This is a genomic window from Corynebacterium marambiense, assembly GCF_016342275.1.
GTDB classification, from domain to species: Bacteria; Actinomycetota; Actinomycetes; order Mycobacteriales; family Mycobacteriaceae; genus Corynebacterium; species Corynebacterium marambiense.
Genome location: NZ_JAEIOT010000007.1, coordinates 587,086 through 610,911, shown reverse-complemented (window position 1 = coordinate 610,911; position 23,826 = coordinate 587,086). Strand labels below are relative to the sequence as shown.

The 23,826-nt window shown below is 65.5% G+C and carries 19 protein-coding genes; all 19 read left to right on the top strand.

The window, feature by feature from the left end; all coding sequences use genetic code 11:
* The first annotated feature begins 152 nt into the window (after positions 1–152).
* Complete coding sequence (locus JDV76_RS07785; RefSeq protein ID WP_232959138.1) at positions 153–1,982, top strand: peptidoglycan D,D-transpeptidase FtsI family protein; 1,830 nt, start codon at positions 153–155, stop codon at positions 1,980–1,982.
* A gap of 132 nt (positions 1,983–2,114) precedes the next feature.
* Positions 2,115–3,662: a UDP-N-acetylmuramoyl-L-alanyl-D-glutamate--2,6-diaminopimelate ligase gene (locus tag JDV76_RS07780; RefSeq protein WP_198736275.1), complete on the top strand. Its 1,548-nt coding sequence runs from the start codon at positions 2,115–2,117 to the stop codon at positions 3,660–3,662.
* On the top strand, positions 3,659–5,167 hold the full coding sequence (locus tag JDV76_RS07775; RefSeq protein ID WP_198736274.1) for a UDP-N-acetylmuramoyl-tripeptide--D-alanyl-D-alanine ligase: 1,509 nt from the start codon (positions 3,659–3,661) through the stop codon (positions 5,165–5,167). Before JDV76_RS07780 ends, JDV76_RS07775 begins: the two co-directional genes overlap by 4 nt.
* Complete coding sequence (mraY, locus tag JDV76_RS07770; protein WP_198736273.1) at positions 5,164–6,264, top strand: phospho-N-acetylmuramoyl-pentapeptide-transferase; 1,101 nt, start codon at positions 5,164–5,166, stop codon at positions 6,262–6,264. The genes JDV76_RS07775 and mraY overlap by 4 nt, the downstream gene beginning before the upstream one ends.
* Before the next feature lie 4 nt (positions 6,265–6,268).
* Entirely contained in the window at positions 6,269–7,651 is a 1,383-nt protein-coding gene (murD, locus tag JDV76_RS07765; protein WP_198736272.1) for a UDP-N-acetylmuramoyl-L-alanine--D-glutamate ligase, read from the top strand.
* A gap of 22 nt (positions 7,652–7,673) precedes the next feature.
* Entirely contained in the window at positions 7,674–9,179 is a 1,506-nt protein-coding gene (locus JDV76_RS07760; RefSeq protein ID WP_198736271.1) for a peptidoglycan glycosyltransferase FtsW, read from the top strand.
* Positions 9,180–9,185: 6 nt separating this feature from the next.
* Positions 9,186–10,277: a UDP-N-acetylglucosamine--N-acetylmuramyl-(pentapeptide) pyrophosphoryl-undecaprenol N-acetylglucosamine transferase gene (locus JDV76_RS07755; RefSeq protein ID WP_198736270.1), complete on the top strand. Its 1,092-nt coding sequence runs from the start codon at positions 9,186–9,188 to the stop codon at positions 10,275–10,277.
* A gap of 29 nt (positions 10,278–10,306) precedes the next feature.
* Complete coding sequence (murC, locus tag JDV76_RS07750) at positions 10,307–11,749, top strand: UDP-N-acetylmuramate--L-alanine ligase (protein ID WP_198736269.1); 1,443 nt, start codon at positions 10,307–10,309, stop codon at positions 11,747–11,749.
* Entirely contained in the window at positions 11,746–12,402 is a 657-nt protein-coding gene (locus JDV76_RS07745) for a cell division protein FtsQ/DivIB (RefSeq protein WP_198736268.1), read from the top strand. The genes murC and JDV76_RS07745 overlap by 4 nt, the downstream gene beginning before the upstream one ends.
* Positions 12,403–12,602: 200 nt before the next feature.
* Positions 12,603–13,874 carry a cell division protein FtsZ gene (gene ftsZ / locus JDV76_RS07740; RefSeq protein ID WP_198736267.1) on the top strand — a complete coding sequence of 424 codons (1,272 nt, stop codon included), beginning with the start codon at positions 12,603–12,605 and terminating at the stop codon, positions 13,872–13,874.
* A 12-nt stretch (positions 13,875–13,886) separates the two neighbouring features.
* Positions 13,887–14,642, top strand: a complete 756-nt coding sequence (gene pgeF / locus JDV76_RS07735; protein ID WP_198736266.1) for a peptidoglycan editing factor PgeF — start codon at positions 13,887–13,889, stop codon at positions 14,640–14,642.
* Positions 14,639–15,337 (top strand): YggS family pyridoxal phosphate-dependent enzyme, encoded by a 699-nt coding sequence (locus JDV76_RS07730; RefSeq protein WP_198736265.1) that lies wholly within the window; start codon positions 14,639–14,641, stop codon positions 15,335–15,337. The genes pgeF and JDV76_RS07730 overlap by 4 nt, the downstream gene beginning before the upstream one ends.
* Before the next feature lie 75 nt (positions 15,338–15,412).
* Positions 15,413–15,874, top strand: coding sequence for a cell division protein SepF (locus JDV76_RS07725; protein WP_198736264.1), 462 nt, complete (start codon positions 15,413–15,415; stop codon positions 15,872–15,874).
* Positions 15,875–16,012: 138 nt separating this feature from the next.
* A complete protein-coding gene (locus JDV76_RS07720) occupies positions 16,013–16,300 on the top strand; it encodes a YggT family protein (protein WP_198736263.1) in 288 nt (95 codons plus the stop codon).
* Positions 16,301–16,504: 204 nt separating this feature from the next.
* Positions 16,505–17,509: a DivIVA domain-containing protein gene (locus JDV76_RS07715; RefSeq protein WP_198736262.1), complete on the top strand. Its 1,005-nt coding sequence runs from the start codon at positions 16,505–16,507 to the stop codon at positions 17,507–17,509.
* Between the two features lie 109 nt (positions 17,510–17,618).
* The gene (locus JDV76_RS07710) at positions 17,619–17,798 is read left to right on the top strand and encodes a hypothetical protein (protein ID WP_198736261.1); all 180 of its coding nucleotides are present in this window, start codon (positions 17,619–17,621) and stop codon (positions 17,796–17,798) included.
* Between the two features lie 301 nt (positions 17,799–18,099).
* A complete protein-coding gene (gene ileS, locus JDV76_RS07705; protein ID WP_198736260.1) occupies positions 18,100–21,282 on the top strand; it encodes an isoleucine--tRNA ligase in 3,183 nt (1,060 codons plus the stop codon).
* 136 nt (positions 21,283–21,418) lie between these two features.
* Positions 21,419–22,816: a DNA polymerase IV gene (locus tag JDV76_RS07700; RefSeq protein ID WP_198736259.1), complete on the top strand. Its 1,398-nt coding sequence runs from the start codon at positions 21,419–21,421 to the stop codon at positions 22,814–22,816.
* A 269-nt stretch (positions 22,817–23,085) separates the two neighbouring features.
* Positions 23,086–23,787 (top strand): TM2 domain-containing protein, encoded by a 702-nt coding sequence (locus JDV76_RS07695; protein WP_198736258.1) that lies wholly within the window; start codon positions 23,086–23,088, stop codon positions 23,785–23,787.
* Positions 23,788–23,826 lie beyond the last annotated feature (39 nt).

The following is a 23,826-nucleotide window of genomic DNA, read 5'->3' as shown; positions in this document are numbered from 1 at the left end:
CGGACCGTGGGAGGGGGACCCGTCGACCGATGTCCCGGGGCTCACGGCCCGGTGCACGTACCCGATCGCAATCCGCGACACCGGTGCCCCCCGGCAGGCCCTTCGGTCTGGAGGCTGTGGCGGTTGTCGGGGCCGACCAGGTCACCCGCCGGATGAAGATCGTCCGCACTTTCGTCATCGTTGGGGTTGTTCTACTGACACTCCGCTTGGCGTGTGTCCAGCTCGTCTGGGGGCCGGAACTGGCTGCCCAGGCGCAGAATCAGCGCACCCGGGAATACACCGACTTCGCACGGCGTGGAACGGTCACCGACCGGGACGGGGCACAGCTCGCCTACACCATGCAGGCGCGCTCACTCACCGCTGCTCCCCTGGTTCTCCGCAGGGAGATCCAGGAGCGGCACGAGATGGCCGTTGATTCAGGTGACCCGGAACAGCTCAAGAAGTTCCCGCCGGTCGAGGACGCCCTTGAGGAGATGGCTACCGTCATCCCCGAGATGGTCCGTGAATCCGGGGCATCCGTGCAGAAGGTCAAGCCTGCGGAGATCCTCCGGAAGCTGCAGGCCGACAACTCGTACACCGTGCTCGTCCGCAATGTCGATCCCGATGTCGCGGTGGAGATCGCGGAGCGTTTCCCCGGCGTCGCGGCGGATCGCCAGGACATTCGCCAGTACCCGAACGGTGCTATCGCCGAGAACGTGATCGGGAAGATCTCGATCGATGGTGAGGGCCAATTCGGTCTGGAAGCATCCGCGGACAGCGTGCTCTCCGGTATCAACGGTAAGTCGACGGAGGACGTGTCGACCAACGGCCACATCATCCCCGGCACCCTCCGGGACCAGGTCCCCGTGATACACGGATCAGACATGGAGTTGACCCTGGACCTAGATCTTCAGACCTACGTGCAGCAGCAGTTGGAACAGGCCAAGGAGAATTCGCGGGCGAAATCCGCTTCCGCAGTGGTCCTCGACTCCGCGACCGGTGAGGTCCTGGCGATGGCCAACACCGGTACGATCGACCCCACCGGCGACATCGAGACGCAGTTGGCCGCGGGCCGGTTCTTCGGCAACCCCGCGATCGAGGCACCGTTCGAACCCGGATCCGTCGCAAAGATCATCACTGCCTCCGCGGCGATCGAGGATGGCGTGACTACGCCGGATGAGGTCCTCCAGGTGCCCGGGTCCATCAACATGGCCGGAGTGACCGTCAAGGATGCCTGGCCCCACGGGGTCGTGCCGTTCACCACGACAGGTGTTTTCGGGAAGTCCTCCAATGTCGGCACCTTGATGCTGGCGGATCGCGTCGGCCAGGATCGGTTCGCGGAGATGCTCGATAAGTTCGGCGTCGGCCGCTACACGGGAATCGAGCTTCCGGGAGAGTCCCAGGGACTGCTCCTCGATCGGTCCCAGTGGTCCGGAGGTACCTTCGCCAATCTGCCGATCGGACAGGGCATGTCACTGACTCTGCTGCAGATGGCCGGGGTCTACCAGGCCATCGCGAACGATGGCGAGCGAATTCAGCCGCGTATCATCCGGTCTGTGACCGCCCCTGATGGGGAGGTTACAGAGCAACCGGAACCGGAACGGATCCGGGTCGTGAGCCCGGAGACCGCGCGTACCGTCCGTGAGATGTTCCAGGCCGTCACCCAAAGAGATCCGTCACGTGTACAGCAGGGGACAGGCCCCCAGGCCGCGGTCGAGGGCTACCAGATCGCCGGAAAGACGGGTACCGCCCAACAGGTGAATCCTGACTGCAACTGCTACTCGAATTCCGACTACTGGATCACGTTCGCAGGCATTGCACCCGCGGATGATCCCCGGTTCGTCATCGCACTGATGCTGGATGATCCCGAACGGGGTGTCCACGGTGAAGGGGGGCAGTCCGCGGCGCCACTGTTCCACGACATCGCGGCGTGGTTGCTCAACCGGGACAACGTGCCGTTGTCACCGCCGCGGGAGGGGGACCTCATTCTCCGGGCGCAGTGATCCGGACCGAGGGGAGCATCATCCGGTCCCCGGCCCGGGACTCCCGTCCGCAGGGGGAGCACGGATACAATCACGTTCCACCCCGTACCCGAGGCAGTACCGATCTGAAAGCAATAAGGAGTGTGCCAGATAGTGGCCATCACACTGGATACCATCGCCGAGTTGAGCGGCGGCCGCCTGAGTCAGGGGGCCGACGCCTCGGTGCGCGTCAGCGCGGTCGGAATCAACGCCCAGGAGTTGCCGGAGAGAGGACTGTTCGCGGCGGTGCCAGGCACCCGCACCCACGGAGCTACCTACGCGCGGGAGTCCTCCGCAGCCGCGATCCTGACGGACGCTGAAGGGGAACGGATACTGACGGACCGGTGTGAGCTACGCCCCTTCATCGTCGTCGAGGATGTGCGCGCGATTTTGGGGACGGTGGCCTCCGCTGTCCACGGACACCCGTCCCACGACATGACGCTGTTCGGTGTGACTGGAACCTCTGGTAAAACCACGACCAGCTATCTCCTGGAGGCGGGACTGCTCGCCGCTGGGCACAGCGTCGGTGTCATCGGCACGAACGGCACCCGGATCAACGGTGAGCCCGTCCCTACCCAGTTGACCACGCCAGAAGCTCCCGTGCTGCAGGAGGTTCTCGCCCGAATGCGGGCGAACGGCGTCACTCACGTGGTGATGGAGGTGTCCTCACACGCGATCGCCCTCGGCAGGATCGTCGGCACCGAGTTTGACGTCGCCGGTTTCACGAACCTCTCCCAAGATCACCTCGATTTCCACGACACCATGGAGGAGTACTTCGCGACCAAGGCCCGCTTCTTCCGTCCGGGATCACCGATCCGTGCCGGGAGGTCCGTGATCTGTGTCGACGACGAGTTCGGTCAGAAGCTGTCGAGACTCGCAGGCCCTGCCGCGGTGACCGTCTCTACCGGTTCGCGGCCCGCATCGGTGACGGTGGGGGAAACGGAGATCGGTGCGGCTGGACTGCAACGGTTCGACGTGCGTATCGACGGCCGGGATATCACCTGCGAGGTACCCCTTCCGGGCCGGTTCAACGTGGCGAACGCCGCGCTCGCGCTCACCATGGCTGCGACCGCGGGTGAGGATCCGAAGATCGTCGCCGGTGGTCTGCGGGATGTGGTGGTCCCCGGACGCATGCAGAATATCGACAGGGGACAGGATTTCCTTGCCGTCGTCGACTACGCCCATAAACCGGCCGCCGTGTCCGCAGTACTGAAGACGCTCCGCAGCCAAGCAGAGGGGAGGATCGGAATCGTCCTTGGCGCCGGCGGCGACCGGGACACGGCGAAGCGACCGTTGATGGGGGCCGCGGCGGCGCGCGCCGCCGATCTCGTGGTCGTCACCGACGACAACCCACGCAGCGAGGATCCCGGTGCGATCCGCGCCGCGATGCTCCAAGGGGCCAGGGACGCCGTCCGTGAGCGAAAGAGTGCAGGTAAGAAGAAACGGGTCGCCGACATCAGGGAAATCGGCTCCCGCGAGGACGCCATCCGGGCGGCCGTGGAGTGGGCACGGGCAGGCGACGCCATCATCATAGCTGGTAAAGGACACGAAACCGGCCAGCTGGTCGGTGACGTCCGGCATCCGTTCGATGACGCGGAGTGCCTGACCCGCGCCATCGATGACAGGCTAAGAGTGGAAGCAGAAACGGAGGAACAGGCATGATCCGGATGTCTGTCAGCGATATTCTTGGCGTGACCGGCGGCTACCTCGCCGACGGCGCCGACCCGGAGGCAATCGTCACCGGGTCGGTCGAGTTCGACTCGCGTCGGATCGGGCCCGGAGGGCTGTTCGTCTGCCTCCCCGGTGCCCAGGTCGACGGCCATGACTACGCTCCGGGAGCCATCGGGTCCGGCGCCACCGTGGCACTGGCCGCCCGGGAGACGGGTGCCCCGTCAATCATCGTCCCGGAGGTCCCCGTACCGGACAGCAACGCCGCCGCCTACGAACACGACCCCTCGGGGCACGGCGCGGCGGTCATCGCCGCGCTCGGCAGACTCGCTCGGCACAACGTCGACGTGGCAGCCGGCCACGGCATGCGTGTCGTCGGGGTCACCGGATCCGCGGGAAAGACCACCGTCAAGGACCTCATCGCCTCGGTGCTCCGTGAAGCCGGGGAGGTGGTGGCGCCCCCGGGATCGTTCAACAACGAGATCGGGCACCCGTACACCGCACTGCGATGCTCCACAGACACCGATTTCCTCGTGGCGGAACTGTCCGCGCGGGGCGTCGGTCACATCGCGGAGCTCGCTGCCATCGCACCGCCGGTGGTCGGCGTTGTCCTCAACGTCGGAACCGCGCACATCGGAGAATTCGGGGATCGGGACACCATCGCGCGGGCTAAAGGAGAACTGGTCGAGGTCCTCCCCGCCGCCGCAGATGGGGGAGTAGCCGTGCTCAACGCCGATGATCCACTCGTCGCCGCAATGGCGGGCCGGACCCCCGCCCGGGTGGTCACGTTCAGCGCATCAGGAGCACCCGCCGCGGACTACCGTGCCACCGGGATCAGTCTCGATGACGGCTGTCGCGCGAGTTTCACGCTCGAAGGCCCCGACGACCTCCGTGAGTCGGTCAGCCTGCATCTCGCCGGGGAACACCAGGTCGCCAACGCCCTGGCCGCGGTCGCCGCAACCGTCGGTGTCGGTCTCGACCCCCACGTGGTCTGTGCCGCGGTCTCTGCCCACGAGCCGGTGTCGGGACGGCGGATGGAGGTCACCCGGAGGGGAGATGGAGTCACCGTGATCAACGACTCGTACAACGCCAATCCGGATTCGATGGCCGCGGGGATCAGGGCACTCGCCCACAGCGCGGCGGCGAGCGGTGGCACCGCTTGGGCCATACTCGGGCAGATGAACGAGCTCGGTCCCGACTCCGCCGACCGGCACGCGGAAATCGGCACCCTCCTCGGTGAAAACGGGATCCCCCGGCTCGTCGTGGTAGGTACCGGAGTCAACACCCACTCGCTGGCGCAGGCGGCGGAAGCCGCTGGTACTCGGGTCGTGACCGCTGATTCCGTCGATGCGGCGATCAACTTTGTGCAGCCGGAGCTCGGTCCGAGAGATGTGGTTCTGGTTAAGGCCTCATCCTCCGAGCAGCTCTGGCGGGTGGCCGATGCGCTGCTCGCCCTACCGGTACCGGAATCTCTAGAGGAGCAGGACGTAGAACAGTGACCCAGATAATCATCAGCGGAGCCATCGCCTTTCTCGTCGCGATCTTCCTCACCCCGGTCCTCATCCGCTGGTTCAGCGATGAAGGACTCGGCCAGCAGATCCGTGAGGACGGTCCGGCGTCCCACATGCGTAAGCGCGGGACCCCGACGATGGGCGGCGTCGCCATCATCGCCGGCATCGTCGTCGCCTACGTCGTTACCTCCCTCATCGGTATCGCCCGGGGATTCGGCGGATTCGCTGCCTCAGGCCTCCTGGTTCTCGGACTCACCCTCGGTATGGGACTGCTCGGCTTCGCGGACGACTACATCAAACTCGCCAAAGGCCGGAACCTGGGACTCACCAAAAAGGCCAAGCTCATCGGCCAACTTGCACTCGCCCTCGCGTTCGGTTGGCTCGTTCTCCAGTTCGCCAACCGGGACGGACTCACTCCCGGGACGACCAACCTGAGCTTCATTCGGGACATCGAGACCTTTAACATCGCACTCGGCGGCGGGATCATCGGCCTCGTCCTGTTCCTGGCTTTCATGAACATCCTTATCTCGGCCTGGTCGAATGCGGTGAACTTGACCGACGGGCTGGACGGACTGGCGGCCGGAGCGACCGCGATGGTCATGGGCGCCTACACACTGGTCACCTTTTGGCAGTTCCGGAACTCCTGCTCTGTGTCGGTCGAACCCGGCTGCTACTCGGTCCGGGACCCGCTGGACCTTGCGATCCTCGCTTCGGCGGGTCTCGGGGCGTGCCTCGGGTTCCTCTGGTGGAACGCCGCTCCGGCCAAGATCTTCATGGGGGACACCGGATCGCTGGCCCTCGGTGGCCTCGTCGCGGCTACCTCCGTCGTGTCCCGCACCGAGCTGCTCATGGTCGTCATCGGTGCGCTTTTCGTCATCGAGGCGGCCTCGGTGGTGATCCAGGTCGTGGTCTTCCGTACCCGCGGAAAACGGTTCTTCCGGATGGCCCCCTTCCACCACCACTTCGAGAACGGTGGCTGGGCCGAGACGACCGTGGTCATCCGGTTCTGGCTGCTCACCGCGATGGCGTGTATGACCGGTATCGCGCTGTTCTACGGCGAGTGGCTCACAACGGCGGGAGTGTAGGAAAATGATCTCACTCGATGGTCCCATTCTCGTCACCGGTGCCGGTATCTCCGGCGCCGGTTGTGCCCGCATGTTGTGTGATCTCGGTGCTCGGGTCACGGTCGCCGATGACGATGAGACCGCCCGTTTCCGGGTATCGGAGGCGACCGGGTGCGAGACTGTGGACGTCGTGACTGCGTTGTCGGAGGTAGAGAGATACCGGATGGTGATCACCTCTCCCGGCTGGCGGCCCGACACGCCGATCCTCCGCCGGGCAGCCGAGGTCGGCGTCGAGGTCATCGGTGACGTGGAACTCGCCTGGCGGCTCGACCAGGCCGGGTACTTCGGCGCACCCAGGACCTGGCTCGTCATCACCGGCACCAACGGGAAGACCACCACGACCGCGATGTGCGCGGCGATGATGTCCCAGGGACCGGACACGGCCGCCGCGGTCGGGAACATCGGGGTCGCCGTCGGCGACGCACTCACGGCGGAACCCCGGATCGATGTTCTCGTTGCGGAACTCTCCAGCTTCCAGCTCCACTGGGCGCCGACCTTGACCCCGGACGCCGGGGTCCTGCTCAACCTCGCGGATGACCACATCGACTGGCACGGCTCCTTCGACGGCTATGCGGACGCGAAGCTCCGCGCCCTGCGCGGGGCATACGCGATAATCGGGAGCGACGACCCCGAGGTCGTCTCCCGCACGTCCGCGACGGAAGGAACGGAAACAATCACCGTTGGATTCACGCTGGGCGAACCCGAAGCCGGTCAACTGGGGGTCCTGGACGGGAATCTCGTCGACAACGCCTTCGGAGAGAATCTCGTCCTCGCCCCGGCGGACGGCATCTCCCCGGCTGGCCCTGCGGGTATCTACGATGCGCTGGCCGCCGCAGCTCTCGCCCGCTCCCAGGGACTCGACCCCGCGGCCATCCGCGAGGCACTTGCCGTCTACGAGGTCTCCGGTCACCGTGGACAGGTGGTACACAGTCACTCCGGGGTGGACTACATCGACAATTCCAAGGCCACCAACCCGCACGCCGCCGGTGCCGCACTCACCGGGCACGACTCGGTCATCTGGATCGCCGGCGGACAATTGAAGGGCGCGACGGTCGATGACCTCGTCGCGCGACACGCCCCACACTTGAAGGCGGTGCTACTCCTCGGGGTTGACCGGGACCGGTTGGCGGAAGCCGTCCGACGGCACGCGCCCCATGTGCCCGTACACCGCACCGACTCCACGGATCCAGAGGAGGCGATGATGGAACTCGTGGCCCGAGCCGTCGAGATCGCCGAACCCGGCGACGTCGTCCTGCTCGCCCCAGCCGCGGCGTCCCTCGACATGTACCGCGGTATGGGGCACCGTGGAGACAGTTTCGCCCGGGCCGCCCGGGATCTGACTGAATGACCCGAAGAGAGGCCCGAATACCATGACCCAGGACACCATGCCACGCAGCCAGTCAGCGCCCGACCGATTACGCGCCCGCTACCGTGACTATCTCTCGCGGCCGTTTTTCGACTACTTCGTGATTCTCTCTGTTGTCGGTCTGATCACGGCGGTCGGGGCGGTGATGGTCCTGTCGTCCTCCACCACGTGGTCCGCACTGGACAGCGGGGTTTGGACCCAGGGGGTCCGACACATGATCTTCCTCTCCGTGGGGTACATGGCCCTGTGGCTGGCTCTTTGGATGCGGCCGGTGTTGATCCGTCGGCTCGCCACCCCGCTGCTCGTCGTCACCATCGTCCTGCTCGTTGCGGTTCTGATCCCCGGAGTGGGAACCGGGCTGGTCGAGTCAGGTGCCAGGTCGTGGCTGGTCCTCGGTCCCTTCACCTTCCAACCCTCGGAACTCGCCAAGGTTACCCTCGCAGTGTGGGGGGCCCACCACCTGAGCGACCGCGGACCCATCCGGCACTGGCTGAACAACCCCTTCATGCACTACAGCGCGGTGACCGTACTTATCGTGGCCCTCATACTCCAGCAACCCGACCTCGGCATGGCCGCCGTCTGCCTCTCCGTCGCCGGTCTCGTACTCGTCTTCGCGGGTATCCCCGGCCGCTTCATCATCGGGATCGGGGGCGCGTTCGGGCTCCTTGCCCTCGGCACGGCGATCTTCTCCGCGCTCCGCGGCAACGGGGAAGGCAACTACCGGACGCACCGGATCGAGGTGTACCGCGACGCACTCCTGGGTGACTTCGATGACGTCCGAGGCAAAGCATTCCAGTCCTACCAGGGCTTTCTCTCGCTCGCGGAGGGAGGAACCAGCGGTGTCGGCCCGGGACAGTCCCGCGCGAAGTGGTTCTACCTTCCCGAGGCGAAGAACGACTTTATTTTCGCGATCATCGGGGAGGAGACGGGATTAGTGGGCGGCACCATCGTCATCCTGCTGTTCGGTGCCCTGGGCATCGTCGGTCTACGCTGCGCTATGCGGTCGGCTGACCCCTTCTTGAAACTGCTCGCGGCCACCCTCACCGCGGGCGTCGTCTCCCAGGCGTTCGTGAACATCGGGTACGTCGTCGGACTGCTCCCCGTGACCGGCATCCAGCTGCCGATGATCTCATCCGGCGGTAGTTCCGCCATCATCACCATCGGATCCATGGGCCTGCTTGCTAGTGCGGCGCGGCACGAACCCGAGGCGGTGTCGACCATGCAGTCCTACGGACGGCCCGCAATCGATAGGTTTCTCTGGCTCCGCGAACCCGATCCTGCCGGGTCACAGGGTTCCGTAGCACACCAGAACCGGCCAACCCGTAGGCCCGCTGAAGCGGTGACCCGACGTCCACGTCCCGGTTCACCGCCTCCCGCGGACGCTCATCAGGCACAGCGGCCGACCCGACCGTCCGGTGGTAGCGTCACTGGCGGAGCGACCCCACGGCGCCTGCCGCGCTCCGGAGGACCCTCCCGGACCGATCGTCATCACACCCGCAGAAGAGGCTGATCACACATGAGCACCCCCCTGTCCGTCGTCGTCGCCGGAGGCGGGACCGCCGGTCACATCGAACCGGCACTCGCCGTCGCGGATGCCCTGCGGACCCGCCACGGTGCCCGCGTCACTGCGCTGGGGACCGTGCGGGGACTGGAACAGGAGTTGGTTCCGGCCCGTGGCTACGAACTCGCACTCATTGACCCGGTCCCCGTGCCCCGAAAGCCAGGCATGGACCTCGTCCGGCTACCGCTCCGGGTCCGCCGTGCCGTCGGACAGACCGTCGACATCCTCCGTGAGGTGGATGCGGACGTACTCATCGGTTTCGGGGGATACGTGGCGGCACCGGCCTATCTCGCTGCACGGAGACTCGGGATACCGTTCTTCGTGCATGAGGCGAACGCCCGCGCCGGACTCGCCAACAAACTTGGGGTGTGGTGTGGTGGCACCGGACTCAACGCCGTCGAGCACTCGGGCCTTCGCGGTGAGGTTGTGGGGGTACCCATCCGGCCCGGTCTGTCCGGTGAGGGACTCAGCGAATCCGGACGCGCCGCGAGGCGCGCCCAAGCGCTGGCGAAGTTCGGGCTTGACCGGGAGAAGAAGACCCTGCTTGTCACCGGCGGATCGCAGGGGTCCGTGTCCATCAACAGGGCACTGGCCGAGGCCGCCCCACAGATCACCTCCGCCGGGCACCAGATCCTCCATGCACACGGCCGGAAGAATCCCGCGCCCGACACCTGTGAGGGCTGGCACACCCTGCCGTACATCGAGACCATGGATCTCGCCCTCGCGGTCGCCGATCTCGTCGTGTGTAGAGCCGGTGCGATGACCGTCGCCGAGGTCACCGCCTCCGGTCTCCCGGCGATCTACGTGCCCCTCCCTCACGGAAACGGTGAACAGGAGCTCAACGCCCGTCCCGTCCTCGACGCCGGGGGAGCGGAGCTCATCCGCGACGCCGACCTCACCGGAGACGCACTCGCGGCCCGGGTCACCGATATCCTCGGCGACGAGGAAACCCTTGCCCGGCTGAGCGCGGCGACCCGGGGCAGCGGCCTGGGACACGCAGCTGAGACAATCGCCGATCTGGTGGCCGATGCCGCCCGCACGAACTGAACTTCCCCACGACAACAATGAGGTAGACGATGACTGACCTGTCCCGTGTCCATCTGATCGGCATTGGGGGAGCCGGGATGTCTGGCGTCGCCCGCATCCTCCTCTCCCGAGGCATGCAGGTGTCAGGGTCCGATGTGAAGGACTCCCGTATCGTTCTCGCACTGCGGGCGATGGGCGCCAAGATCGCGATCGGCCACGACGCGAAAAATCTGGATCTGCTCGGAGAGCCGCCGACCGTGGTCGTCACCTCCTTCGCGGCGATCCCGGAGGACAATCCGGAACTCGCGGGAGCCCGTGCAGCCGGTATCGAGGTCATTCGCCGGTCGGATCTCCTTGCCGAGCTGATGGCAGGACACCGTCAGTTGCTGCTCGCCGGAACCCACGGCAAAACCTCCACGACGTCGATGGCGGTCGTGGCCCTGCAGTCCGCGGGCTGTGACCCGAGCTTCGCTATCGGGGGCCAGCTCAATAAAGCTGGTACCAACGCGCACCACGGTACGGGGGATATCTTCGTCGCCGAAGCAGATGAATCAGACGCCTCACTTCTCCGATATGAACCGACGGTGGCAGTGGTCACCAACATTGAGCCCGACCACCTGGACTATTTCGGCACGCCTGAGGCCTACTTCCGGGTGTTCGACGACTTCGCCCGCCGATTGACCCCCGACGGAACGCTTGTGGTCTGCCTCGACGACGAGCACGCGGCTGCCCTCGGGGAGCGGTGCGCGGCCGCGGGGATCTGCGTCCGCGGTTACGGCACCACCGCTGCGGCCGCGGCACATCCGGATGTCGAGTGTGGTGCGGAGATCACCGGCATCGCCACCGAACCCTTCGGATCCCGGGCGACCATCTCGGTCGCGGGCCGGTCGTTGACCGTCAACATGCACACCCCAGGGGTGCACATGGTGCTCAACGCCACCGCGGCGCTGCTCGCGGGCACGTTGCTCGGTGCCGACGCCGACAAGCTCGCCGTGGGGTTGTCCGGTTTCACTGGGGTGCGCCGCAGGTTCGAACTCAAGGGAGAGATACCGGTGTGTTCGGACGGGGCGCACGCGGGGGTTCGTGTGTACGACGACTACGCCCACCATCCCACCGAAGTTACCGCCGTCCTCCGTGCGACTCGGGAGAAACTCGGCGGTGAACCCGGGGACGGAAGGATCATCGTGGTCTTCCAGCCCCACCTGTACTCACGGACCATCGAATTTGCGGAGGAGTTTGCGACCGCGCTGGCCCTGGCGGACCGGGTCGTGGTGCTTGACATCTTCGGCGCCAGGGAGAAACCCGTCGAGGGCGTCGACGGGAGGACCATCGCAGACCGCATCCAGGCAGAGCGGTGTGTCTATGTGCCGGAGTTCAACCGCGTTCCCGCTGCGGTCGCTGAACTCGCCGGAGCAGGTGACATTATCCTCACCATGGGGGCCGGTAGCGTCACGATGCTCGCCGAGGAGATCCTCACGGAGCTGGGACAGTGAGGGGCCGGGTCTCCTGGATCGCCGGTGGCCTGACACTCATCGTCTGCCTCGGCCTGCTGCCCTGGTTCATCCCTGTGGTGAAGGTCGGGGAGATCACCGTGACCGGTGCACAGCAGACGGCTGAGGGCGACGTCGTTGCTGCGACAGGTGTGGTTCCGGGGGCAAACATGGTGCGGGTCGACGCCGGTCGTGCGGCACGGAATGTCGCCGCACTCCCGTGGGTCGAGCGGGCCCACGTGGAGCGGCACCTTCCCGGGACCGTGTCCGTCGAGGTCACCGAACGAGCCGCGGTGCTGTACGCGGCGCGATCCGACGGGAACCACTTGATTGATGCGTCGGGGGTTCCGTTCATCATCGGGGCTCCACCGGTCGGGGCCGTGGAGATCACCGATACCCGAGAGGACGACCGGGAGCTCTTCGCCGGTGTCGCCGCTGTCGTCGAGAGCCTTGATGAGCCGCTGCGGGCACAGGTGACCCGGGTCCGCGCCCCCGGACCGTACGAGATCGCGCTCATTCTCCTCGACGGTCGGGAAGTGTACTGGGGTGCCCCTGAGAACAATCACGACAAGTCGCGGGCGGCGTCCGCCGCACTGAGCCGCGAGGGCCGGGTCTACAACGTGTCCGATCCGGTGCAGGTCACCGTCCGTCAGTAGCGGACGGGAAGCCATCGTTTTCCCACGTCAGAAACTTTAAAGTTGAGGTTGAGGGTACCGACACGCCGCGCGGATGTCCGCCACATCCGGGTGTCTTTCGCACATTATGGAAAGCACCAACTTCCCCTGTACGCACGGTGCCGTAGCTGTGTGGCCTTCTCCCACTGATCCAACAACCTGAAAGGCGAGTGCCTAAGACCATGACCTCACCGAAAAACTTCCTCGCCGTCATCAAAGTCGTCGGTGTCGGCGGTGGCGGCGTCAACGCCGTCAACCGCATGATCGAGGAGGGGCTCAAGGGCGTCGAGTTCATCGCCGTCAACACCGACTCGCAGGCACTGATGTTCTCCGAGGCGGACGTCAAACTCGACATCGGACGCGAAGCCACACGAGGTCTCGGAGCGGGTGCCAACCCCGATGTCGGACGCACCTCCGCCGAGGACCACAAGTCCGAGATCGAGGACTGCCTGAAAGGCGCCGACATGGTCTTCGTCACCGCAGGTGAGGGTGGTGGAACCGGCACCGGTGCCGCCCCTGTCGTTGCCAACATCGCCAAGAAAGCGGGAGCGCTGACCGTCGGTGTGGTCACCCGCCCGTTCCGTTTCGAGGGACGGCGCCGTACCAAGCAGGCCATGGAGGGGATCGAGGCACTGCGTGCCGTCTGTGACACCCTCATCGTCATCCCGAACGACCGCCTGCTCCAGCTCGGCGACCTGAACCTCTCCATGATGGAGGCGTTCCGCACCGCCGATGAGGTCCTGCACAACGGCGTCCAGGGCATCACCAACCTCATCACCACGCCCGGCGTGGTCAACGTCGACTTCGCGGACGTGCGTTCCGTCATGGCTGACGCCGGTTCCGCCCTCATGGGCATCGGCTCCGCCAGCGGCGACAACCGCGCCGTCGAGGCGACCGAGCAAGCCATCAACTCCCCGCTCCTCGAATCCACCATGGAAGGTGCGCAGGGTGTCCTCCTGAGCTTCGCAGGCGGCTCAGACCTCGGCCTGCAGGAGGTCAACGAGGCCGCCGCACTCGTCGAGGAGAAGGCCGACGAGGACGCGAACATCATCTGGGGAACCATCATTGACGACAACCTCGGTGACGAGGTCCGGGTCACGGTGATCGCCGCCGGATTCGACTTCGAATCCAATGCGGCGGACCAGAGCCGTCAGGTCGCGCCACAGGCTGCCCCGGCGCAGACCACCGCCACCACACCCACGCCGGAGCCGACGCGAGGCCAGTCGCTCTTCGGGGGAGAAGACCGTGATGAGCACACCGCAGCCGATCGTTCGCTCGCCGAGCGCGCGGACAGCTCCAACTACGATCAGCGCGCTGACTCCGCCCGTCACCGCCTCGGCTCCGACCGGCCCTCGACGGAACGGCCCGGAAGTGGCATGTTCACCAGCTCGCGCGGTCGCCGTGACGACTACGACGACGCTGATGACCTGGACGTGCCGGACTTCCTCCGCTGACGGGTGAAAATCATGGACCAGGAATCCGGGAATCCCGGAACGGAGGTCGCGGACCGGCCCGTGCGGAAAGTCTTCACGACCCGCACCGGTGGAGTCTCCCGGGGGCCGTTCGCATCCTTCAACCTGGCCGATCATGTCGGCGATGACCCGGCCGCGGTGACCGCAAACCGGGAGCGTTTCGCGCGGTCCGTCGATCTGGCCATCGACCGGATCGTCTGGATGGAGCAGCTGCACACCCCGACGGTCACCGTTGTTGACGGTCCGAGTAAAGAACCTGTACCCGCTACCGACGCACTAGTGACCACGACCCGGGGGCTCGCCCTCGCGGTCCTCACCGCGGACTGCGTCCCGCTGCTGATCAGTGACCATGATGGGGGTGTCATCGCAGCGGTCCACGCCGGTAGGATCGGCGCACGAAACGGGATCATCCCACGTACCGTGGCGCGGATGACCGACCTGGGTGCACAGCCCGGGCGTCTGCATGTCTGGATGGGTGCCGCCGCGAGTGGCGTGAACTACGAATTGCCGGAGCCCATTCTCGCGGACCTTGAATCGAGGCTTCCCGGCGTCCGGACCCGCACCGCGACGGGAACCTGGGGCGCGGACCTGAGGATCGGCATTTCCCTACAGCTCGCCGAGCTCGGTGTCACACACATCGACGCCGATCTCCGGTGTACCGTCGCGGACCGGTCCTTCTTTTCCTACCGCAGGGAGGGAACGACCGGTCGTCAGGCCGGATTGATCTGGATGCCCGGGGAGAGTCCGTGACCCGCAGTGAAGATCTGGCCCGGCGTCTCACCTCGGTCCGCGCGGCGATCCACTCGGCCGCCCGTGACTCAGGACGCGATCCGGAGGAGATACGGCTGCTGCCGGTGACGAAGTTCCACCCCGCGTCCGACATTGGGATCCTGCGGGATCTCGGCATCGATGCGGTGGGCGAGAACCGCGTCCAGGACGCCGTGGAGAAGGCCACCTTGTTCCCGGACGTCGCCGTCCACCTCATCGGACAGATCCAGACGAATAAGGCGAACGCCGCCTGCCGGGTCGCGGCTGCGGTGCACTCGCTTGACAGCTGCCGATTGGCCGAGGCACTCGACCGGGGGACTAGCCTCGCTATCGATCGCGGACAGCGCTCCGATGAACCACTGCCCGTCCTCATTCAATTCAGCTTTGACGGTGATCCGAACCGTGGGGGAGTGCCCGAATCCGGGATTGATGAGCTTCTGGACACGGTGTCGGGCTGTTCGAACCTCCTCCTTTCCGGAGTGATGTGCGTTCCCCCCGTAGGAAGCGAACCGGCCCAGGTGTTCGCCGCGGCTGCGGATCTCCGTGACCGGTTAGTCTCCGCGGAGAAGCGGCAGATGGAGCTGTCCGCGGGGATGTCGCGGGACCTCAGGGAAGCGGTCGCGGCGGGTTCGACAATCGTGCGTGTCGGTACCGCGATTCTCGGACCCCGTGGATAGGGTGGTGGCAAACCGCAGTGGGAGATGACCGAAGGACGCGCTAGCCGACGTCCCTTGAGAAGCAAAGGAAGTTACATGTCGAGTGTCAAGAAGTTCAAGGAGTTCTTCGGGCTGGCGCCATATGAGGAGGGACCGCACGATGCGGCCTACTACCGCGATGACGCCGACTACGGAGACCCCGCCCCCGAAGATGACTATGCTCCTGCCGCACGAACAGCTGGCCGTGGCTACGGATATGGATCGGCCCGTCCCAGTTACGAGCCCCAGTCGTATGCCCCCACCATCGTTCCCGTCCGGCTCGTCAGCTTCAAGCAGTGCACCCGGGTTGGCGAACCCTTCCGTGCTGGAGACGCCGTGGTGATCGACCTGAATGCGATGGACCGCGACGAGGCGCGACGCGTCATCGACTTTGCCGCCGGGCTCGTCTTCGCCCTCCGCGGAGAGATGCGCAAGCTCTCCCCGCTGACCTTCGCGCTGATACCCGACGATGTCGAGGTCTCCATCGCCGAGCTTGAGGACGCCGCAGGACTCCGCTAACCCGGCTCCTCCACCTGATCGGCGTATCCCGTCACAACTAGGCGTCTTCCGTGGCCGAGACACCCCCGCAGTACCGCTGAACCCAGCCGGATGCGGGGGTGTCGCGTGTCCGGCCCCTGATCCGATAGGCTCGGACCGGTGAACTCAATCATCCTGTTTTTACTGCTGCTAATCCGGATCTACAGCTACATTCTCGTCCTGCGGATCATCGTCGAGATGATTCATTCGTTCTCGCGGAATTTCCGGCCACCGCGCTGGTTCGCATATCTCGCCGAACCCCTGTTCGTCCTGACCGATCCGCCGGTCAAGGCACTGCGCCGGGTGATCCCACCGCTCCGGATGGGGAATGTCGCCCTCGACATGTCGATCATCGTCCTCTTCCTCATCCTCTGGATTGCGGCGATCGTTCTCGGCATGATGCTCTGACGGCGTGGAATTCCCAGCCCCAGAATTTTTAGGATGCGAAGATATCCGAGTTATTTCGACACGGAGAAACGCCCAGGTATACTTTCCTCATAATTCGAAGTAATATTGGGCCAGTCAATGAGCCACAGATGACCACTGTGGGCACCAGGGGCCCGATACACCGAAGTGTCACCAGGGTCCACCAACGAGCGAAGGGAACCGTCCATGCCGCTGACTCCAGCCGACGTGCACAATGTCGCTTTCAGCAAACCGCCGATCGGAAAGCGTGGCTACAACGAGGACGAGGTCGACCAGTTCCTTGACATGGTCGAAGACACCCTCGGTCGTCTGATCGACGAGAAGGAGGACCTGCAGCAGCAGGTCGAGGAAGCGAACAACGAACTGAAGCAGGCCGGTTCCGGTTCTGTCGGCGTGGATGAGGGCGCACTTCGTTCGAAGATCGAGAAAGAAATCCGCGCTGACTACGAGCGCAAACTCGCTGAGGCGAACGAAGCCGCGAAGAAGGCTCGCGGAGAGGCGGAGCAGGCCCGCAAGGCGGCCGCTGAAGCTAAAGCGGAGGCAGCCAAGACCTCGTCCGCGGCTCCTGCAGCAGCCACCACTACCTCCAGCGCCGACAGTCAGATACAGGCAGCTCGCGTGCTCGGGCTCGCACAGGAGGTTGCGGATCGGATCCAGGCCGACGCCCGAAACGAGTCCAAGTCGATGCTCGATGAGGCTCATGCCGCAGCGGAGAAGGAACTCTCCGAGGCGACGCAGAAGTCGAAGGCTATGGTCGCCAATGCTGAGAAGCAGGCCTCTGACAGGCTCTCGAAGGCTAACTCCGAGGCCGAGCAGAAGATCGGCCAGGCCAACTCCCGTGCGGAGACGCTCGTGAACGAGGCGACGAAAAAGGCCGACACCATGGTCGCTGAGGCCAAGAAAACCTCCGAGTCGATGGTCGCCGATGCCAACGCACAGGCTGAGGCGCAGCTCAGGCAGGCGAAGGACAAGGCCGATGCGCTGCAGGCTGATGCCGAGCGCAAGCACACCGAGATCATGGCGACTGTGAAGAACAAGCAGTCCGTCTTGGAAGCCCGCATCGCCGAGCTCCGGACCTTCGAGCGGGAGTACCGTACCCGCATGAAGACTTTCCTTGAGAGCCAGCTCGAGGAACTGTCGAGCCGTGGTTTCGCGGCCCCCAACGGTGGAGATAACGAGGGCCAAGCCTAGCCGCCCACTACGCGTCTCACCCAGACGACAGGTCTCTCCCGGACGATGAACGCTCGGGGGAGAGCTGTCGTCTTTCGTTTATCCGCTCAACCCGTCGAGAAGGAAAACCATGCTGATCGCCGCCCTTATCACCGCCCTGGTCGGTTTCGGGCTCCTCGTGATGACCGTCCAGTCAGGGTCGGATGTCTACTCGTGGCTGCTCATCGTCGTTGCCGTGGTAGGACTCGGATTCCTCATCGCGGACATCGTGATCAAACGTCGGCGGCGGCGTGACCTGTCGGAGGATTGATCGGCGGACTACGTGCGTTATACTTTCCACGCGCTGTGTTTCCCTCACCCGGGAGCACGCCAGGCAGCGATCCGGCCATCACCGGGGAGCCATCCGGAAGAACAGCCCCACGGTGAGCACACCGTGGGGCCCAGTAGAACCGGACGGGTGGGACCGTGACAGACCTTCTCGAAGACAATCAAGTGGGGCATCCACGGATGCCCAAGCAGGGTGGTACCGCGTGCCGGTTGATCCGGGGCGTCCCCGCACACGATGAGCACCTTTCATTGATTGTCCTCGAAGCAAGGAGCGTTGAACGCCCATGAATAACCCAGTTGGCGGTGTCTACCCGAAGGTGGATCTCACCGGTGGATCCACCCGTTTCCCCGACATGGAGAAGTCCGTACTCGACTTCTGGCGTGCGGACGGCACTTTCCGTCAGTCCATCGATCAACGTGACGGGGCACCGGAATACGTGTTCTACGACGGCCCGCCCTTCGCCAACGGTCTGCCGCACTACGGACACCTGCTCACCGGTTACGTCAAGGACATCGTGCCGCGTTTCCAGACGATGCGCGGGAAACGCGTCGAGCGGGTCTTCGGCTGGGACTGCCACGGCCTGCCCGCCGAACTTGAGGCCGAGAAGCAGCTCGGCATCAAGGACAAGGGCGAGATCGAGTCGATGGGGCTCGAGAAGTTCAACGACTACTGCGCCTCCTCCGTCCTGCGGTACACCGAGGAATGGAAGGACTATGTCACCCGGCAGGCACGGTGGGTGGACTTCGACAACGGCTACAAAACCATGGACTCGGACTTCATGGAGTCCGTCATGTGGGCGTTCAAGGAGCTCTACGACAAGGGCCTGATCTACCAGGGATTCCGTGTCCTTCCCTACTCCTGGGCTGAGCACACCCCCTTGTCAAACCAGGAAACCCGCCTCGACGACTCCTACAAGATGCGCCAGGACCCGACCCTGACGATCACGATGCCGCTCACCGGCGCACTCGAGGGATCGGCCGCGGAGAAGACGCTGGCCGAGCATCCCGAACTCGCCGATGCCGCGGCGATCGCCTGGACCACCACCCCCTGGACGCTGCCCTCCAACGCGGCGCTGGCCGTCAACCCGGGGGTCGACTATGTCCTGGTCCGCATCGGGGAGACCGGGCACGCTGACTTCACCGGCCGCACTATCCTCCTCGCTGAGGCACTCGTCGGCGCGTACGCCAAGGAACTCGGCGAGGATCACGAGGTGCTGGCGACCTTCGCGGGCTCGGATCTGGTGGGCTTCACCTATGAGCCCATCTTCACGTTCTTCCCCGTGGAAAACGGATTCCAGATCCTCGAGGCCGAGTATGTCACCACCGAGGACGGTACCGGCATCGTTCACCAGGCCCCCGCCTTCGGTGAGGATGACATGCTGATCTGTCAGGCCAATGACGTCGAGGTCGTTGTTCCGGTCGACATGGACGGGAAGTTCACCGCCCAGGTGCCCGACTACGAGGGCATGCTCGTGTTCGACGCGAACAAGGACATCATCCGGGATCTCAAGGCCCGGGGCCGAGTGCTGCGGCATCAGACGATCGAGCACTCCTACCCGCACTCCTGGCGCTCCGGAGAGCCGCTGATCTACATGGCGCTGCCGAGCTGGTTCGTCGCCGTGACTAAGTTCCGTGACCGGATGGTGGAGCTGAACCGTGAGGAGATCGAGTGGATGCCGTCCCACATCCGGGACGGCCAGTTCGGCAAGTGGCTCGAGGGTGCCCGGGACTGGAACATCTCCCGCAACCGGTACTGGGGTTCCCCCATCCCGGTTTGGGTGTCCGACTCCGAGGAGTACCCCCGCGTCGACGTCTACGGCTCACTCGACGAACTTGAGCGTGACTTCGGACGTCGCCCCGAGTCCCTGCACCGACCGCACATCGACGAGCTGACGCGCCCGAACCCCGACGACCCGACGGGGAAGTCCACGATGCGCCGTGTTCCCGAGGTGCTGGACTGCTGGTTCGAGTCCGGCTCCATGAGTTTCGCCCAGAAGCACTACCCCTTCGAGAACAAGGACTGGGTGGAGACCCACTGGCCGGCGGACTTCATCGTCGAGTACTCGGGACAGACCCGCGGCTGGTTCTACACCATGCACGTCCTTTCCACCGCACTCTTCGACAAGCCCGCTTTCCGGAAGTGCGTCGCCCACGGCATCGTGCTCGGCGACGACGGACTGAAGATGAGCAAGTCGAAGGGCAACTACCCGAACGTCAACGAGGTCTTCGACCGTGACGGATCCGACGCGATGCGCTGGTTCCTCATGAGCTCGCCGATCCTGCGCGGCGGCAATCTCATCGTCACCGAGCAGGGCATCCGCGAGGGTGTACGGCAGGCGCTGCTGCCGATGTGGAACGCCTACAGCTTCCTGCAGCTGTACTCCTCGAAGCCCGCGGAGTGGTCCACCGACTCCGACAACGTCCTCGACCGGTATATCCTGGCCAAGTTGCACAACCTCGTCATGAACGTCCGGGACGCCCTCGACGGCACGGATATCGCCCGCGCCTGCGACGAGGTCCGCTGGTTCTGTGATGCCCTCACCAACTGGTACGTGCGCCGCTCCAGGGAGCGGTTCTGGGCCGGTGACACCGAGCATCCCGAGGCGTTCAACACCCTCTACACCGTGCTCGAGACACTGACCCGCGTCGCCGCCCCACTGCTCCCCATGGTCACCGAGGTCATCTGGCGGGGTCTCACCGGAGGCCGCTCCGTCCACCTCACCGACTACCCGGACCCCGCCGACTTCCCCGTCGACGAGGACCTCGTCCGCGCCATGGACCAGATCCGGGGAGTGTGCTCCGCGGCGAGCTCCGTGCGCAAGTCCCACAAGCTGCGCAACCGGCTGCCGCTGCCGAAGCTCACGGTGGCGATGCCGGAGTCCGATCTGCTCGCACCGTTCACCTCCATCCTGCGGGATGAGGTCAACGTCAAGGAGGTCGCCCTCACCGACGACGTCGACTCCGTCGGCCGCTTCGAGGTCGTCGTCAACGCCCGCGAGGCCGGGCCGCGTCTCGGGAAGGACGTTCAGCGCGTGATCAAGGCGGTCAAGTCCGGTAACTACACCCGGGAGGGGGACATCGTCGTCGCGGACGGCGTCGAGCTGAAGGCCAACGAGTATACCGAGCGCCTCAAGGCCGCCGACCCGGAGTCCACCGCCCAGGTCGACGGAGCCGAGGGCCTGGTCGTCCTCGACCTGACGGTCACCCCGGAGCTCGAGGCCGAGGGCTGGGCGGCGGACATCGTCCGTGGCCTGCAGGACGCCCGCAAGGCCAGCGGGTTCGAGGTCTCCGACCGGATCACCGTCGAACTGTCTGTTCCCGCGGACAAGCTGGAGTGGGCGGAGCGTCACCGCGAGCTCATCGCCGGAGAGGTTCTCGCCACCGGCTTCGAGGTCCACACCGGGGATCTCGCCGCCGACGTGCACGACATCGTCCCCGGGGTCACCGCGGTGGTGGCGAAGGCCTGATCCATCCGGCATCACGGAAAGTTGGGCGCCCGCGGGTCATCTGCCCCGGGCGCCCGGCCCGTGTCGGGACACCGGATGGGTGATGGCCCCTGCCGCGCATTCGCCCACATGTTCGTTTCGCGATACGCTGAGCCCCATGCAACGGTGGGTGCTGCACGTCGACATGGATGCGTTCTACGCCTCCGTCGAACAGCTGACCCGTCCCACTCTCCGGGGTCGTCCCGTGCTGGTCGGTGGTGTCTCGGGGCGAGGAGTTGTGGCCGGTGCGTCCTACCAGGCGCGCTCCTTCGGGGCGCACTCCGCGATGCCCATGCACCATGCGAAGAAACTCGTCGGCTTCGGGGCTGTGGTGATCACACCGCGTGGAAGAGTTTATTCGGCCGCCTCACGACGGGTGTTCGAGGTGATTCGGCGGCACGCGGGGATCATCGAGCAGCTTTCCATTGACGAGGCATTTATGGAGCCCCCGGACCTGGTGGGTGCGACCCCGGACGAGGTCCGGGACTGGGCGGAGAATCTCCGCGCGGAGGTCAAGGCAGAGACCGGGCTCCCGTGTTCAATTGGCGCCGGTTCCGGGAAGCAATACGCGAAGATCGGCTCCGGGGAGGCGAAACCCGACGGCGTCTACGTCATCCCCGTCGAGAGACAGCGCGAGATGCTCGATCCGCTGCCCGTCCGGAAGCTCTGGGGGATCGGGCCGGTCGCCGAAGCCAAACTCCACCAGCTCGGTGTGGACACCATCGCGGATTTCGCCGCGATGACGGAAGCGGAGGTCCGGATAAGCCTCGGATCGACGGTGGGGGTCGCCCTGTGGCGACTCGCGCGCGGTCAGGACGACCGTCCGGTGGCCCCCCGTCCCGTCGCGAAACAGGTTTCTTCCGAGCACACCTACCCGAAGGACCTGACCACGGTCGCGGAGGTGGACGACGCCATCGACCGGGCCGCCGCAGGTGCACACCGCAGACTCCTCGCAGACGGGCGCGGTGCCCGGACGGTGACCGTGAAACTGAAGATGGCCGACTTCCGTACGGAATCCCGCTCGCAGTCCCTGCCGTACACGACCGACGAGAAGGCCACTCTCGTGGCCGTGGCCCACAACCTGGCCCGCTACCCGGACGAGGTCGGCCCGATCAGGCTGGTCGGGGTGAGCTTCTCCGGGCTCGAACACGCCCGCCAGAACGTTCTCTTCCCGGAGCTCGACCAGCGGATCACGGTCCCCGAACCGGACGCCGACTACGAGGTCGGCGTGCGCGGTTCCGCCAATGAGCCACCGGTGCTGACCGTGACGGAACCCGCACCCGAATCGAGGTGGAAGGCGACCCAGGACGTGTACCACCCCGAGTACGGGCACGGCTGGGTGCAGGGGGCGGGCCACGGGATCGTCTCGGTCCGCTTCGAGACCAGGACCACCGAACTGGGTAGGACCCGGAACTTCGCCGAGGACGATCCGCTTCTCGGCGCGGCTGATCCCCTCGACTCCCTGGACTGGGATGACTGGTTCGACGCCCTCGACGACGACGGTGTCGGGGGGTGACGGTCGCGGCTTCTCACCGGTGTCGGTGCCGCGGGAAGAACCCACGGGAATGTCCGGGAGGCATGTGGGGTATCGGGTACCTGGGAGCGCTGTCTCGGCGTACTCCCGGCGGGGAGGCCGGGGTGGTGGTGAGTCGGCCGCGACGCCGGTGCTCGGCAAGCCTGTGGCTGACCTGCTGTGCAAATGAAGTAGAGTTTTCCGCATATTCGACCGGGTGGACCGCGATCCGACCGGTGGACCCTGACGCGACACGCTCATGAGGAGACTCGATGACTGACAACGACCCGTCCCGACCCGAATACGGGCAGCCCGCCGGCGAAGGATCCTCCGCGGAGAGGGCGGCAGAGTCGAATGCACACACTCCGCTGGGATGGGATGACGCCCCGCTGTCTGATTCTCACACCTCGCACCCGGATGCCGGGGAGGCGTCGCAGTCGGGGGACTGGTGGGCCGCGGGATATGATCCGCAGGCGTCGGGGCGCGACCAGCTGTCCGGGGGATGGGACTACGCGGCGGCGTCCGAATCCGCCCCGTCGGGCGCGGATCCCGTGAAGATGCCATCGTCGTACGACGGGGGATATCCGCCGTACGACGCGCAGGCGCACGTCGACGGACCGCAGAATCCGGCCTATGGCGGGCAGATGCTCGCGTATGAACCGCCGAACCCGGGGTACGGGGCTCCGGCCATGGGGTACAACCAGTTCGGTGGGGAGCAGAAATCCTGGCTGGCTGCTGTTCTTCTCTGTCTGTTCTTCGGGGAACTGGGAGTCCACAACTTCTACATCGGGCAGAAACAGACCGGGACCGTGCAGCTCGCGCTGTACGGGGGCGCCTTCCTGATCTTCCTGCTCACCTTCGGATTCGGGTTCTTTCTCCTGATCCCGTCGGTCGTCTGGAAGTTCGTCGACCTGATCAAGCTGTTGACCGGGTCTGTCTCGACGGATGCACAGGGGATTCCGCTGAAGCGGTGACCGGCTGGGTCGGACGGTCACGGTCCAGACTGGCCGGAG

Coding starts and splice junctions, on each gene's coding strand:
- ftsZ (WP_198736267.1), top strand. CDS start 12,603: ATGACCTCACCGAAAAACTTCCTCGCCGTCATCAAAGTCGTCGGTGTC.
- JDV76_RS07695 (WP_198736258.1), top strand. CDS start 23,086: ATGACTGACAACGACCCGTCCCGACCCGAATACGGGCAGCCCGCCGGC.
- murD (WP_198736272.1), top strand. CDS start 6,269: ATGATCTCACTCGATGGTCCCATTCTCGTCACCGGTGCCGGTATCTCC.
- JDV76_RS07760 (WP_198736271.1), top strand. CDS start 7,674: ATGACCCAGGACACCATGCCACGCAGCCAGTCAGCGCCCGACCGATTA.
- JDV76_RS07715 (WP_198736262.1), top strand. CDS start 16,505: ATGCCGCTGACTCCAGCCGACGTGCACAATGTCGCTTTCAGCAAACCG.
- pgeF (WP_198736266.1), top strand. CDS start 13,887: ATGGACCAGGAATCCGGGAATCCCGGAACGGAGGTCGCGGACCGGCCC.
- murC (WP_198736269.1), top strand. CDS start 10,307: ATGACTGACCTGTCCCGTGTCCATCTGATCGGCATTGGGGGAGCCGGG.
- JDV76_RS07785 (WP_232959138.1), top strand. CDS start 153: ATGAAGATCGTCCGCACTTTCGTCATCGTTGGGGTTGTTCTACTGACA.
- JDV76_RS07725 (WP_198736264.1), top strand. CDS start 15,413: ATGTCGAGTGTCAAGAAGTTCAAGGAGTTCTTCGGGCTGGCGCCATAT.
- ileS (WP_198736260.1), top strand. CDS start 18,100: ATGAATAACCCAGTTGGCGGTGTCTACCCGAAGGTGGATCTCACCGGT.
- JDV76_RS07775 (WP_198736274.1), top strand. CDS start 3,659: ATGATCCGGATGTCTGTCAGCGATATTCTTGGCGTGACCGGCGGCTAC.
- JDV76_RS07755 (WP_198736270.1), top strand. CDS start 9,186: ATGAGCACCCCCCTGTCCGTCGTCGTCGCCGGAGGCGGGACCGCCGGT.
- JDV76_RS07710 (WP_198736261.1), top strand. CDS start 17,619: ATGCTGATCGCCGCCCTTATCACCGCCCTGGTCGGTTTCGGGCTCCTC.
- JDV76_RS07700 (WP_198736259.1), top strand. CDS start 21,419: ATGCAACGGTGGGTGCTGCACGTCGACATGGATGCGTTCTACGCCTCC.